We start from the raw sequence: 13,392 nt of genomic DNA on the forward strand, positions 1-13,392 counted from the left end.
GCGGCGGCGGTGCGACACGACACCCGCCGCGTGGCGCGGAGTTCACCGGTCGGGCACCGTCCGGCCGCCCGTCGGCAGGGCGGCGGACGCCTCGCCGTCGCCGTCGCCCCGCACCCTGGCTCGATGAGGACCCGCCTGCTGCTCGCGCTCGGCTGGGCCCTGGTCCTGCTCGGGGTGGTGCTCTACCCGCTGCCCGGCCCGGGGCTGCTGGTGCTGGCCGCGGGCGTGCACGTGCTCGCGCGCGCCGACGAGCGGGTGGCGGCCCGGCTGGCGCCGTGGAAGGCGCGAGGGCTGCGGGCCGCGGCCCGCTCGGTCGCGACCTGGCCGCGCACCCTGGTCTCGCTGGCCGGCACCCTGGCCCTGGGCGCCACCGGCCTGGTCTGGCTGCTCGACCCCGCGGCCCCGTCGTGGTGGGCGCTGCCGGCGTGGACGTGGCTGCCCGGCGGCACCTGGAGCGGCGTGGCCCAGGTCGCCTCCGGAACCGTCGGTGTGGCCCTGGTCGTGTGGTCGCGCATCCGGCTCGAGGCTCCTCCCGCGGGGTCTGGCGGGGCTTGGACACCTCTGGGATGCTCGAGACCATGAAGTCCGCTGCGCGCCGCGTCACGCTCGAGGTGGTCGGGTGGACGCTGGTCGTCGCCGGCATCGCCGCGCTGATCCTGCCCGGCCCCGGCCTGCTGATGCTCTTCGCCGGCATGGCGGTGCTCTCGCAGCAGTACGACTGGGCCGCCAAGCGGCTCGCCCCCGTGAAGTATCGCGCCATGCGGGGAGCCGCCGACGGGGTCGCGACCTGGCCGCGCATCATCGGCTCCACCCTGGCCGCGCTGTTCGTCGCCGGCCTCGGCGTGCTGTGGATCGTCGGCCCGGAGGCCCCGCGCTGGTGGTTCCTCGACGAGACCTGGTGGTTGGCCGGAGGGGTGGCCTTCGGCATCACCCAGGTCCTCTCCGCAGGCATCGCCCTCGGGCTGATCGTGTGGAGCTACCGCCGCTTCCACGGCAAGCCGGAGGCGATCGACGACCTCGAGCGCGACATCCAGCGGGCCGACTCGGTGCACGAGACCAGCTCGCACCGCTAGTCCGCGCGCCGGCCCCAGCGCCGGCGGTCCGTCCCGCTGTCGGCGGCGCGTGCGATGCTGCCGCCGTGCCGCTCCACCTCCACCGCGCCACCCGCACCGACCGGCTCGTCGACGGCCTCGGGGCGCTGCTCGCCGAGCCCCTGGCCGACCCGTTCGCCGAGGAGGTCGTGGTGGTGCCCGCCAAGGGCGTCGAGCGCTGGGTGACCCAGCGCCTCTCGCACACCCTCGGCACCGGCCCGCGCGGCTCCGACGGCATCTGCGCCGGCGTCCGGTTCCTCACCCCCCGCTCGCTGGTCTCGCTGCTGCTCGACCGCGACCGCGACGACCCGTGGGACCCCGACCGGCTGGTCTGGCCGCTGCTCGCGACCATCGACGCCTCGCTCGACGAGCCCTGGTGCGCCACCCTGGCCCAGCACCTGGGCCACGGCCGCGACGGTGACGACGCCGAGCTGCGCCGCGACCGGCGCTGGTCGGTGGCGCGACGCCTCGCCGGCCTGCTCTCGTCGTACGCCGTGCAGCGCCCGTCGCTGGTCACCGACTGGCGCGAGGGGCGCGACACCGACGGCTGGGGCGGTGACCTGCCCGACGACCTGGCCTGGCAGCCCGAGCTGTGGCGCCGCCTGCTCGAGCGGGTGCCGGCCGACCCGCCCGACGTGCGCCTGGCCCGCACCGTGGCCGCGCTCGAGGCCGGCGGCGACGGCCTCGACCTGCCCGGGCGGCTCTCGCTCTTCGGCCACACCCGGCTGCCCGCGGGCGAGGTCGCGCTGCTGGGCGCGCTGGCCCGCCGCCGCGAGGTGCACCTGTGGCTGCCCCAGCCCTCCCCGCGGCTGTGGGAGGCCCTCGCCGACGTCGAGGGCCCCGTACGCCGCCGCGCCGACCGCTCCACCGAGCGCACCGGCCACCCGCTGCTGGCCTCGCTGGGGCGCGACACCCGCGAGCTGGCGCGCACCCTCGCGCCCCTGGCGCCCCACGACGAGCCGGTGCCCGAGCCCGACGAGGCCCCCACGACCCTGCTGGGCCTGCTCCAGCACGACCTGCGCGCCAACCACGCCCCCACGCCCGAGGAGCGCGCGAGCAGGGTGCACGACCCCGCCGACCGCAGCCTGCAGGTGCACGCCTGCCACGGCCCCGCCCGGCAGGTCGACGTGCTGCGCGAGGTGCTGGTCGGGCTCCTCGAGGACGACCCGAGCCTGCAGCCGCGCGACATCCTGGTGATGTGCCCCGACATCGAGACCTACGCGCCCCTGGTCTCGGCCGGGTTCGGCCTGGCCGAGGCCGTCGAGGACACCCCCGGCGGCGGCCACCCCGCCCACCGGCTGCGGGTGCGGCTGGCCGACCGGGCGCTGAGCAGCACCAACCCGCTGCTGGCGCTGGCGGGCCGGCTCGTCGAGCTCGCCGGCGGCCGGGTCACCGCCTCCGACGTGCTCGACCTCGCCTCCTCGCCGCCCTGCCGGCTGCGCTTCGGCCTGGGTGACGACGACCTCGACCGGGTCGCGCGCTGGGTCGGCTCGGCCGGCATCCGCTGGGGCCTCGACGCGCCGCACCGGGCCGCCTTCTCGATGGCCCGCTTCGAGCACAACACCTGGCGGGCCGGCCTCGACCGGGTGCTGCTGGGCGTGGCCATGAGCGAGGACGACCACCGCCGGGTCGGGCGGGGTCTGCCCCTCGACGACGTCGGCAGCTCCGACATCGACCTCGTCGGGCGCCTCGCCGAGCTCGTCGACCGGCTCGACACCTGCGTCAGCGCGCTGTCGACCGCCGAGGACGCCGCCACCTGGATGAGCGCCCTCGCCGACGGCGTGCGCAGCCTCGGCGACGTGGAGCCCGACGACGCCTGGCAGCTCGCCCAGCTCGACACCGAGCTGTCCCGGGCGGCCGCCTCGGCCGCGGACGGGCCGGGGGTGCGGCTGCGGCTGGCCGACGTGCGCGCCCTGCTCGTCTCACGCCTGGGAGGACGCCCCACCCGGGCCAACTTCCGCACCGGCACGCTGACGGTCTGCACCATGGTGCCGATGCGCTCGGTGCCCCACCGGGTGGTCTGCCTGGTCGGCCTCGACGACGGCGTCTTCCCGCGCAGCCTGGCCCCCGACGGCGACGACGTGCTGGCCCGCGACCCCCTCACCGGCGAGCGCGACGTGCGCAGCGAGGACCGCCAGCTGCTGCTCGACGCGCTGCTCTCGGCGACCGAGACGCTGGTGGTGACCTACACCGGCGCCAACGAGCACTCGGGCGCGTCCCGGCCGCCGGCGGTCCCGCTGGGCGAGGTCCTCGACGCCGCCGACCGCACCTGCGCCGCGCCCGTGCGCCAGCAGGTGCTGACCCACCACCCGCTTCAGCCCCACGACGCCCGCAACCTGACCCCGGCGGGCCTGCTGCCCCACGACCCGCGCCCGTTCAGCTTCGACACCGCCGCGCTCGGCGGGGCCCGCGCCGCGGTGGCCGAGCGGGTCCCTCCGGCGCCGCTGCTCGACGGCGACCTGCCGGCCCAGCCGCCGGGCGACGTCACCCTCGCCGAGCTGCGCTCCTTCTTCCTGCACCCGGTGCGCAGCTTCCTGCGCCAGCGCCTCGACGTCTCGACGCCGCTCGAGCCCGACGAGGTCGGCGACGCGATCCCGGTCTCGCTCGACGCCCTGCAGGCCTGGGCGGTCGGCGACCACCTCCTGCGCGAGGTGCTGGCCGGCCAGGACCCGGTCGCGGTGATGACCGCCGAGCAGCTGCGCGGCACCCTGCCGCCCGGCGTGCTGGGCGAGCAGGCGCTGCGGGGGGTCGTCGAGGAGTCGCAGAAGCTCTTCGAGCGCACCGCCGACCTGCGGGTCGGGGCGCCGCGCACCCTCGACGTCGACGTCGACCTGGGCGACGGCCGCCGCCTGACCGGCACCGTCACCGGGGTCCACGGCAGCAAGGTGCTCTCGCTGGGCTACTCGCGGCTCCGGGCCAAGCAGCGCCTGGGGTCCTGGATCGACCTGCTCGCCCTCTCCGCCGCCCACCCCGACGAGGTCTTCACCGCCCACGCCGTCGGTCGTGAGCGCGCCGGGCCCCGGCGGGCCCTGGCCGGCCCGCTCGACCACCGGGCCGAGGAGTGGCTGCGCCGCCTCGTCGAGCTGCGCGACCTCGGTCTGCGTCGTCCGCTGCCGCTGCCCGTGGCCACCTCCGCCGCCTGGGCCGAGGCCCACGCCCGCACCCTGCTGGGCGACGACGTCTCGCCCGAGGAGCAGGCGCGCAAGGCGTGGGAGACCGACCCGCACCACCCCTACGGCATCCAGGGCGAGGACGCCGACCCCTACCACCGGCGGGCCTTCGGCGAGCGGGCCGACCTCTCGGTGCTGCTGGACGCCGGGCTGGGTGAGCACGCGTGGACCCTGTGGGAGCCGCTGCTCACCGGTGGCGAGAGGGTGGGGCCGCTGTGAGCACACCCGCCCGGCCCGACCCTGCGGTCACCGGCTTCGACGTCTGCACGCCCGACCTGCCCGCCCCGGGCACCACCACGCTGCTCGAGGCCAGCGCCGGCACCGGCAAGACCTGGACCATCGGCGCCCTGGTCACCCGCTACGTCGTCGAGGGCACCGCCCGCCTCGACGACATGCTCGTGGTGACGTTCGGGCGGGCCGCCAGCCAGGAGCTGCGCGAACGGGTCCGGGCCCAGCTCGTCGAGGCCGAGCGGGCCCTGGCCGGGGACCCCGACGTGCCCGCCGGCACCGACCTGCTGCGCCTGCTGGTCGGCGACGGGAGCGACCGGGAGGTGCGCCACCGCCGCGTCCTCGAGGCGCTCGCCGGCTTCGACGCGGCCACCATCGCCACCACCCACCAGTTCTGCGCCCTGGTGCTCGAGTCGCTGGGCGTCGCCGGCGACACCGACGCCCGGGCCCGGCTCGTCGAGGACCTCGACGACCTGCTGCGCGAGGTCGTCGACGACCTCTACCTGCGGGCCTTCGCCTACGCCGAGGGCGACCCGGTCTTCAGCCACGCCGACGCCCTGGCCATCGCACGGGCCGCCGTCGGCGACCCCCAGGCCCGCCTCGAGCCGGCCGACGCCGACCCCGCCACCCCGGCCGGGCGGCGGGTGGCCTTCGCCCGAGCCGTGCGCGACGAGCTCGACCTGCGCAAGCGCCGCCTGGGCGTGCTGTCCTACGACGACCTGCTGGTCCAGCTCGCCCACGCCCTCGAGGAGCCCGGCTCCCCGGCCCGCAGCCGCATGCAGGAGCGCTGGCAGCTGGTGCTCGTCGACGAGTTCCAGGACACCGACCCGGTGCAGTGGACCGTGCTCGACCGCGCGTTCAGCGGCGTGGCGACCATGGTGCTGATCGGCGACCCCAAGCAGGCCATCTACGCCTTCCGCGGCGGCGACGTCACGACGTACCTCGCCGCGGCCCGCAGCGCCGACCGGCACGAGACCCTGGCGGTCAACTGGCGCAGCGACGGCGCCCTGCTCGAGGCCACCCAGGAGCTCCTCGCCGGCGCCCAGCTCGGCGACGAGCAGATCGTCGTGCACCCGGTCACCGCCCACCACCAGGAGCGCCGCCTCCTGGGCGCCCCGGTGGCCGCGCCGCTGCGCCTGCGGGCGGTGCGCCGCGAGACCTTCCGGCGCGGGCCCGGCGTCGCCCTGCCGGTCGCCCAGGTGCGCCCGCACGTCGCCCGCGACCTGGCCCTCGACGTGCGCCGCCTGCTGGCCTCAGGCGCCACCTTCGACGGCCGACCGCTCGAGCCCCGCGACGTCGCGGTCATCTCCTACCGCCACGCCGACCTGGCCGCCGCCCAGCGCGCGCTGCTCGAGGAGGGCGTCCCCGCCGTGATCGCCGGCGGCGGCAGCGTCTTCGCCCCCGGCCGCGGTGGAGTGGCTGAGCCTGCTGGAGGCCCTCGAGCAGCCGCACCGCAGCGCCCGGGTCCGCGCGGCCGCCCTGACCTGCTTCCTCGGCCGCACGGCCGCCGAGCTCGCCGGCGACCCCGGACCGGGCGGACGCACGCCCGACGACGTCACCGACGACGTCGCCGACGTGCTGCGCCGCTGGGCCGACCTGGCCGCCCGCCGCGGCGTCGCCGCGGTGATGGAGGCCGCCTCGGCCGGCGGCCTGCCCGCCCGGGTGCTGCGCGAGGTCGGCGGCGAGCGGCGCCTGACCGACCTGCGCCACATCGGCGAGGCGCTCCACGAGACCGCCCAGCGCGAGCACCTCGGCCTGGTCTCGCTGCTGGCCTGGCTGCGCGAGCAGGTCGCCGAGGGCCGCGCCGGGCGGGGTGCCGAGCGCACCCGGCGCCTCGACTCCGACGCCGCCGCCGTGCAGCTGGTGACCATCCACGCCAGCAAGGGCCTGCAGTACCCCGTGGTCTACCTGCCCGCACTCGCCGACCGGTTCGTGCCCAAGCCGGTGCGTCCGCTCTTCCACGACGACGACGGCGAGCGGTGCCTCGACGTCGGCGGCCCGCGCGACGCCGGCGCCGACGGCTGGGGCGACAGCGTGCGCCGCTGGGGCGACGAGGAGGCGGGGGAGTGGCTGCGGCTGCTCTACGTGGCGATGACCCGTGCGCAGTCACAGGTCGTGTGCTGGTGGGCGCCGACCAAGAACGCGCCGGCCTCGCCGCTGCACCGGCTGCTCGCGCGGGCGGAGGGCGAGCCGGTGGTGCCGCGCACGCCGCCGGTGCCCTCCGACGACGAGGTCGTCGGCCTCTTCGGCGCCTGGGCCCGGCGCGGTGGCCCGGCGCCCGAGGCGGCGCTGTGGGCCGACCCGCCGCCGGTGCCCGCGCCCGGCGCGCCGCCCCCGCTCGCGGCGCGCCGCTTCGGGCGCGCCGTCGACACGGCGTGGCGGCGCACGTCGTACTCGGCGCTGACCGCGACCCTGACCGCCGACCCGTCCACGGCCCCCACGGGCGGCGGGACCGGGCCGGGCGTGGGCAGCGAGCCGGAGCGCACCCCCCAGGACGACGAGCCCGTCACGGCGGTGCCGGTCCTGCCCCCGACGCTCGCGCCGCAGCCGGTCCCGGCGCAGCTGCAGGTCGCCTCCCCGATGGCCGACCTGCCGGTCGGGGCCACCTTCGGGTCCCTGGTGCACGGCGTGCTCGAGCACGCCGACCCCGCGGCGCCCGACCTGCACGCCGAGCTGCTGGGCCACGTGCGCGAGCAGCTCGTCTGGTGGCCCGTCGACGTCGACCCGGAGGCGCTGGCCGGGGCCCTGGTCACGGTGTGCGACTCCCCGCTCGGCAGCGCCGCGCCCGGGGTGCGGCTGCGCGACGTCGCGCTGGGCGACCGGCTGCGCGAGATGGACTTCGAGCTGCCGCTCTCGGGTGGCGACCTGGCTGCCCCGCTCCAGGGCGGGCCCGAGGTGCGCCTGGGCGACCTGGCACCGCTGCTGCTGGAGCACCTGCCCGCCGGCGACCCGGTGCGCGGCTACGCCGCCGCGCTCGAGCAGCCGGCCCTGGGCGACCAGCCCCTGCGCGGCTACCTGACCGGCTCGGTCGACGTCGTGCTGCGCACCGCTGGCGCGGGCGGGGCGCCGCGCTACCTGGTGGTCGACTACAAGACCAACTGGCTGGGCCCGCCCGACGAGCCGCTGACCGCGCACGCCTACCGGCCCGAGGCGCTCGACGCGGCGATGACGCACTCCGACTACCCGCTCCAGGCGCTGCTCTACGCGGTGGTCCTGCACCGCTTCCTGCGCTGGCGCCAGCCGGGCTACGACCCCGCGCAGCACCTGGGCGGGGTGCTCTACCTCTACCTGCGCGGCATGTGCGGGGCAGAGACCCCGCTCGTCGACGGCGAGCCCTGCGGGGTCTTCCGCTGGACGCCGCCGGTGGCGCTGCTCGAGGCGGTCTCGGACCTGCTGGACGGAGGACGGCCATGACCAGCCCGACGAGCACGACGGGCACCGGCGCCGTGGCGGGAGCGGGCGAGCCGCCCGAGCCGCTGCCCGCCCACGACCAGCGCCGGGTGCGCTCGGCGACCGTCTGCTGGCCGGCTTCAACGACACCGGCCTGCTCGAGGCCGCCGACGTCCACGTCGCCCGCCGGGTCTCGGCGCTGGCCGGTGAGGACGACGAGCAGGTGCAGCTCGCGCTCGCCCTGGCGGTGCGCGGGGTGCGCTCCGGCTCGGTGTGCGTCGACCTCGCGGCGGCGCCCGCCCTGCTCGAGCACGCCGGGTGGCCCGACCCGGCCGGCTGGGTCGAGGCGGTGGCGGCCTCGCCGCTGGTCGACCAGGGGGTGCTGCACCTGGAGGACGGCACCGTCTACCTCGACCGCTACCACCGCCTCGAGAGCCAGGTCTGCGACGACCTCGTCGAGCGGGTGGGCGCCCGGCCCCCGGTGGTCGACGCGGCGGCCCTCGACGCGGCGCGCGCCCGCATCCGTGGTGACCGGCTCAGCGAGCAGCAGGAGCGCGCCGCCGTCGGTGCGGTCGGGCGCTGGACCACCGTGCTGACCGGCGGTCCCGGCACCGGCAAGACCACCACCATCGCGCGGCTGCTGGTGCTGCTCGCCGACCAGGCCGCCGCCCGCGGCGAGCGGTTCTCGGTGGCGCTGACGGCCCCCACCGGCAAGGCCGCCACCCGGTTGCAGGAGGCGGTGCTCGACGAGCTCGCCGGTCTCGACCCGGCCGACCGCGAGCGGGTCGGTCGCCCCGAGGCGATGACGCTGCACCGGCTGCTCGGCTGGCGGCCCGACAACGCCACCCGGTTCCGCCACCACCGCGGCAACCGGCTCAAGCACGACCTCGTCGTGGTCGACGAGTCGTCGATGGTCGAGCTGACGATGATGGGGCGTCTGCTCGAGGCGGTGCGCCCGCAGGCGCGGCTGGTCCTGGTCGGCGACCCGCGCCAGCTCACCTCGGTCGGCGCCGGCGCGGTGCTGGCCGACGTGGTGCGCGGCTTCGGCGACCACTTCGGCGAGGGCACCGACGACTCGCCCGTCGCCTCGCTGACCGAGAACTTCCGCTCCACCGAGGACATCAAGCAGCTGGCCGAGGCGCTGCGCGCCGGCGACGCCGACGAGGTGCTGGCCACGCTGCGCCGGCCCAGCGACGAGGTCGAGCTCGTCGAGCGCGGCCGGCGGGGCGCGGTGGCGGGCGCGGCGGCGGGCCCGGACGGGCGAGGTGCTCTCCGGCGCGCTGCGCCAGCACTCCCTCGACTGGCCCTGCGGTGGGGCCACGCGCCGTGGCCGGCGAGCACGAGCTGGCGGTCGCGGCCCTCGACGACCACCGGCTGCTGTGCGCCCACCGCGACGGGCCCTACGGCGTGCGCTCGTGGAACCGGCAGGTCGAGCGGTGGCTGGCCGACGACGTCGGCGAGCCCGTGCTCGGCCAGTGGTACGTCGGGCGCCCCCTGCTGGTGACCACCAACGACTACGCGCTGGAGGTCTACAACGGCGAGACCGGCGCGGTGGTGCGCGCCCCCGACGGTCGGCTGCGGGCCTGGATCTCCGGCTCCGAGCGGCTGCGCGACTTCTCACCGGCCCGCCTCGAGGACGTCGAGACGATGCACGCGATGACCGTGCACAAGAGCCAGGGCAGCCAGGCGGCCCACGTCACCGTGCTGCTGCCCGAGGCCGACTCGCGGCTGCTGACGCGCGAGCTGTTCTACACCGCCATCACCCGGGCCCAGCAGCAGGTGCGGGTGGTCGCCTCGGAGGCCGCGGTGCGCGCCGCGGTGGCCCGCGAGGCACAGCGGGCCTCGGGGCTGCGCGACCGGCTGGCGCGGCGGCTCGCGGCCGCCGACCGCGCGCGTCACGTGCCCGCAACACACGAGGGCTAGGGTCGTTGCGTGTCCTTCCTTCTGCGTGTCGAGCTGCCCGACGTCCCCGGTTCGCTGGGCCGCCTGGCGAGCGCCATCGGTGAGGCGGGCGGCGACATCGAGGCGATCGAGATCGTCGAGAAGCGCGACGACGTGGCCGTCGACGACGTGCTGCTCGACCTGGTGCCCGGCACCATGCCCGACACCATCGTCTCGGCCTGCCACGCGCTGCCCGATGTCCGCGTGGTCTGGATCAGCCGGTACGCCGCCGGCGGCAACCTCTTCCTCGACCTCGAGGCCGTCGAGGAGCTGACCGCCAGCCCGGCCCAGGCGATCAACCGGCTCGTCGACCTGCTGCCGGTCACCTTCCGTGCCGACTGGGCCGCCCGCGTGCACCGCGCCGACGGCATCCTGCACGCCACCGACGCGGCCCCGCCCGAGCTGCCGTTCGTCGAGGTCGTGCGCACCAAGCGCATCGAGATCGACGGCGATGACAACAACATCTACGTCGCCGCCGACCTCAGCGGCAACGAGGTCGTGCTGCTGGGCCGCCGCGGCGGCCCCGAGTTCCTGGACTCCGAGCTCGCCCGGGTCGGCCACCTGGCCGCCCTCGCGGTCAGCATCGCCCGCCCCTGACTCCCGCCGACCCGGCGCAGATCTCGCGCCGACCCGGCGCAGATCTCGCGCCGACCCGGCCCGTTCCGACACCTCGTGGGGGCGCCGATAGCCTGCTCGTCATGAGCGCCATCGACGGGGTGTCGGAGATCTTCGACGCCGAGGCCTGGGACGTCGTGCCCGGCTTCGAGGACCTGACCGACCTGACCTACCACCGGGCCCGCGCCCACGGCACCGTGCGGGTCGCCTTCGACCGGCCAGACGTGCTCAACGCGTTCCGCCCGCACACCGTCGACGAGCTGCTGCGGGTGCTCGAGCACGCCCGCACCACCAGCGACGTCGGGTGCGTGCTGCTGACCGGCAACGGCCCCAGCGACAAGAACGGCAAGTGGGCCTTCTGCACCGGCGGCGACCAGCGCATCCGCGGTCGCGCCGGCTACCAGTACGCCGAGGGCGAGAGCGCCGAGACCGTCGACAAGGCCCGCCTGGGGCGGCTGCACATCCTCGAGGTCCAGCGCCTGATCCGCTTCATGCCCAAGATCGTCATCTGCGTGGTCCCCGGTTGGACCGCCGGCGGCGGGCACTCGCTGCACGTGGTCTGCGACCTGACCCTGGCCAGCGCCGAGGAGGCCCGCTTCAAGCAGACCGACGCCGACGTCGGCTCCTTCGACGGCGGCTTCGGGTCGGCGTACCTGGCCCGCCAGGTGGGGCAGAAGAAGGCCCGCGAGATCTTCTTCCTCGGCCAGACCTACTCCGCCCAGGACGGCGTCGAGATGGGCACCGTCAACAAGGCCGTGCCGCACGCCGAGCTCGAGGCCACCGCCCTGGAGTGGGGCCGGCTGGTCAACGGCAAGAGCCCGACCGCGCAGCGGATGCTGAAGTACTCCTTCAACGCCATCGACGACGGTCTGGTCGGCCAGCAGCTCTTCGCCGGCGAGACCACGCGTCTGGCGTACATGACCGACGAGGCCGCCGAGGGCCGCGACCAGTTCCTCGAGAAGCGCGACCCCGACTGGTCGCCCTACCCCTGGTACTACTAACGCGGCCGAGCAGCGCGACAGCTCGAGGCGCTAGCGAGACAGACGCCGGGCCATGCGGTCGGCTACGTCCTGAGCCGACATGTCCTTACGTAGGACACGGGCGAGGGTCCACCCGCCCGTGTCGATCGTCGATTCGCTCGCGAGGTCCCCGAAGTCGTCGGCGTAGTACTCCACGAGTGCCGCGACATCGCGAGCCGTGGGGGCCGCAGCGCCAGGAGCGCCGGACGACGGGTTGGCCCGGACCGGGGACAACGGCTTTCGGAACGGGCTCAGACCGAGGAAGTTTAAGCATCGGCGCGCCAACGCATCCTGCTGTGTCACCACCTCTTCGAAGTCGACCTGCAGCACCTGCTCGTCCGGAAAGTAGTCCCGCAGCCGCCGCAGCTGGTGGGCGTACAACCCGCGAGGCAGGACAGTTAGCTGACGCACCTCGCGGGCGGGCACTTCTTGGGAGGCTTTGCCGGGAAGTTTCGCCGGGTGGCGCGTTTGATCAGAGACGAGTTCCGAGAAGCTCGGGTACCGCCTGCCGGTACTCAAGGCTCGCGCATACGTCATGAGCCACTGCGAGAAGGCTCGATCAATGGGGTCGCGCAAAGAGACAATGATCTTCGCTGAGCTGTTGTAGCGGCGCAGCCGCGGGAGCGCCTCGGGCCAGAACAAATAAGAGGGTGTCGCGTCGATCCCGAATCGCTGCCGGGGCTTCGTGCGGTTCGCCAAGTACGATGAATAGTCGGGCATGGACCAGTCACGGGTTTCGTCGTCGAAGAAGTGCCGTTCCTTCGGTCCGGAACCCGCGACCGCGGGATGGCGCGCCAAGATCGCGAACAGCGTGCTGGTGCCTGCCTTCTGGGCCCCGACGATGAAGCACTCGAAGGGAAGCTTCTCGGCCGCCTCGTCCACCTCTAGAGCATAGCCGGGCTCGACGCAGCTGTTCAGCCTAGTGCGGCGGGCTCGGACGCCACTGCCTCGGACACCGAGAGGCGACAGGAGCCCGAGAACGAGACCATGGACGACACATATGAAGCGGAGTAGGACCGGTTCGACGCGATGGTCCCAGTCCCACAGGGAAACCGTCGCAACCGGGGGAGCGACTACCACTCGCAAACATCAGCTCTCAGGCCGAGGGCGCGTGCAGGTCGAGGCCACGACCACCTCCGTCGAGGGGCTCGTCGTGAACTTCGATCTCACCGTGGTGTCCTGACTCACACGCCCCGCAACGACGGGCCTACCCTGGGCGCGTGAGCGTCGTCGTGCTGACCGGGGCCGGTATCTCCGCCGAGAGCGGGGTGCCGACCTTCCGCGACGCCGACGGGCTGTGGGAGGGCCACCACGTCGAGGACGTCGCCACCCCCGAGGCCTACGAGGCGGCCCCCTCGCGGGTGCTGCGCTTCTACGACGAGCGCCGCAGCTCTCTGGCCCGGGTCGAGCCGAACGCCGCGCACCACGCCCTGGCCCGGCTCGAGGAGACCCTGGGCGACGACCTGCTGCTGGTCACCCAGAACATCGACGACCTGCACGAGCGTGCGGGCTCCCGCAACGTGGTGCACATGCACGGCGAGCTGCTCTCGGCGCTGTGCCGGGCCTGCGAGGGCCGGGTGCGCTGGGAGCGCGAGCTGCTCGACCACCCGCCGTGCCCCGGCTGCGGCCACGCCGAGCTGCGCCCCGACGTCGTGTGGTTCGGGGAGATCCCCTACGAGATGGACCGCATCCTCGAGCACCTCGGACGCGCCGACACCTTCGTCTCCATCGGCACCTCCGGCGCGGTCTACCCCGCGGCCGGGTTCGTGCAGCACGCACGCCGCAGCGGCGCTCGCACCCTCGAGCTCAACCTGGAGCCCTCCGAGGGGTCGATGTGGTTCCACGACTCGCGGCACGGCCCCGCCGGTGTGCTGGTGCCGGCCTGGGTCGACCAGCTCCTCGGGGCCCGGCTCGCCTGAGCCCGCTCCTGGTCCGGGG

General features: G+C 75.4%; 10 protein-coding genes and 1 pseudogene. 10 read left to right on the forward strand and 1 reads right to left on the reverse strand.

Features of this window, described 5'->3' with window-relative positions:
- The first annotated feature begins 123 nt into the window (after nt 1-123).
- The 9 genes and pseudogenes from H0S66_RS08680 (at nt 124) to H0S66_RS08710 (ending at nt 11,436) form a co-directional block, all read left to right on the forward strand.
- Nucleotides 124-582, forward strand: coding sequence for a PGPGW domain-containing protein (locus tag H0S66_RS08680; protein WP_179615038.1), 459 nt, complete (start codon nt 124-126; stop codon nt 580-582).
- Nucleotides 579-1,073, forward strand: a complete 495-nt coding sequence (locus H0S66_RS08685; RefSeq protein WP_179615039.1) for a PGPGW domain-containing protein — start codon at nt 579-581, stop codon at nt 1,071-1,073. The genes H0S66_RS08680 and H0S66_RS08685 overlap by 4 nt, the downstream gene beginning before the upstream one ends.
- A 65-nt stretch (nt 1,074-1,138) precedes the next feature.
- Nucleotides 1,139-4,480, forward strand: coding sequence for an exodeoxyribonuclease V subunit gamma (recC, locus tag H0S66_RS08690; RefSeq protein WP_179615040.1), 3,342 nt, complete (start codon nt 1,139-1,141; stop codon nt 4,478-4,480).
- Nucleotides 4,477-5,388, forward strand: a pseudogene (locus tag H0S66_RS20420) (UvrD-helicase domain-containing protein); the annotation flags it as partial. The gene recC and the pseudogene H0S66_RS20420, both read left to right, overlap by 4 nt.
- A gap of 511 nt (nt 5,389-5,899) precedes the next feature.
- Nucleotides 5,900-7,903 (forward strand): 3'-5' exonuclease, encoded by a 2,004-nt coding sequence (locus H0S66_RS20425; protein ID WP_258017175.1) that lies wholly within the window; start codon nt 5,900-5,902, stop codon nt 7,901-7,903.
- Between the two features lie 175 nt (nt 7,904-8,078).
- Nucleotides 8,079-9,383, forward strand: coding sequence for an AAA family ATPase (locus tag H0S66_RS08700; RefSeq protein WP_420873736.1), 1,305 nt, complete (start codon nt 8,079-8,081; stop codon nt 9,381-9,383).
- On the forward strand, nt 9,344-9,802 hold the full coding sequence (locus H0S66_RS20430) for an ATP-binding domain-containing protein (protein WP_258017177.1): 459 nt from the start codon (nt 9,344-9,346) through the stop codon (nt 9,800-9,802). The genes H0S66_RS08700 and H0S66_RS20430 overlap by 40 nt, the downstream gene beginning before the upstream one ends.
- Before the next feature lie 9 nt (nt 9,803-9,811).
- Nucleotides 9,812-10,417 carry an ACT domain-containing protein gene (locus H0S66_RS08705; protein WP_179615042.1) on the forward strand — a complete coding sequence of 202 codons (606 nt, stop codon included), beginning with the start codon at nt 9,812-9,814 and terminating at the stop codon, nt 10,415-10,417.
- A gap of 101 nt (nt 10,418-10,518) precedes the next feature.
- Entirely contained in the window at nt 10,519-11,436 is a 918-nt protein-coding gene (locus H0S66_RS08710; protein ID WP_179615043.1) for a 1,4-dihydroxy-2-naphthoyl-CoA synthase, read from the forward strand.
- A gap of 30 nt (nt 11,437-11,466) precedes the next feature.
- Here H0S66_RS08710 and H0S66_RS08715 read toward each other — a convergent pair whose 3' ends face one another.
- A complete protein-coding gene (locus H0S66_RS08715; RefSeq protein WP_179615044.1) occupies nt 11,467-12,336 on the reverse strand; it encodes a sulfotransferase family protein in 870 nt (289 codons plus the stop codon).
- A gap of 338 nt (nt 12,337-12,674) precedes the next feature.
- Between H0S66_RS08715 and H0S66_RS08720 the strand changes: the two genes are divergently transcribed.
- Nucleotides 12,675-13,373, forward strand: a complete 699-nt coding sequence (locus H0S66_RS08720) for an NAD-dependent deacylase (RefSeq protein WP_179615045.1) — start codon at nt 12,675-12,677, stop codon at nt 13,371-13,373.
- Nucleotides 13,374-13,392 lie beyond the last annotated feature (19 nt).

It is taken from the genome of Nocardioides marinisabuli (assembly GCF_013466785.1).
Taxonomy (GTDB): Bacteria; Actinomycetota; Actinomycetes; order Propionibacteriales; family Nocardioidaceae; genus Nocardioides; species Nocardioides marinisabuli.

Bases quoted from the DNA above. Each gene is read 5' to 3' on its own strand.
- H0S66_RS08680 (WP_179615038.1), top strand. From the start codon at position 124: ATGAGGACCCGCCTGCTGCTCGCGCTCGGCTGGGCCCTGGTCCTGCTC.
- H0S66_RS08685 (WP_179615039.1), top strand. From the start codon at position 579: ATGAAGTCCGCTGCGCGCCGCGTCACGCTCGAGGTGGTCGGGTGGACG.
- H0S66_RS08710 (WP_179615043.1), top strand. From the start codon at position 10,519: ATGAGCGCCATCGACGGGGTGTCGGAGATCTTCGACGCCGAGGCCTGG.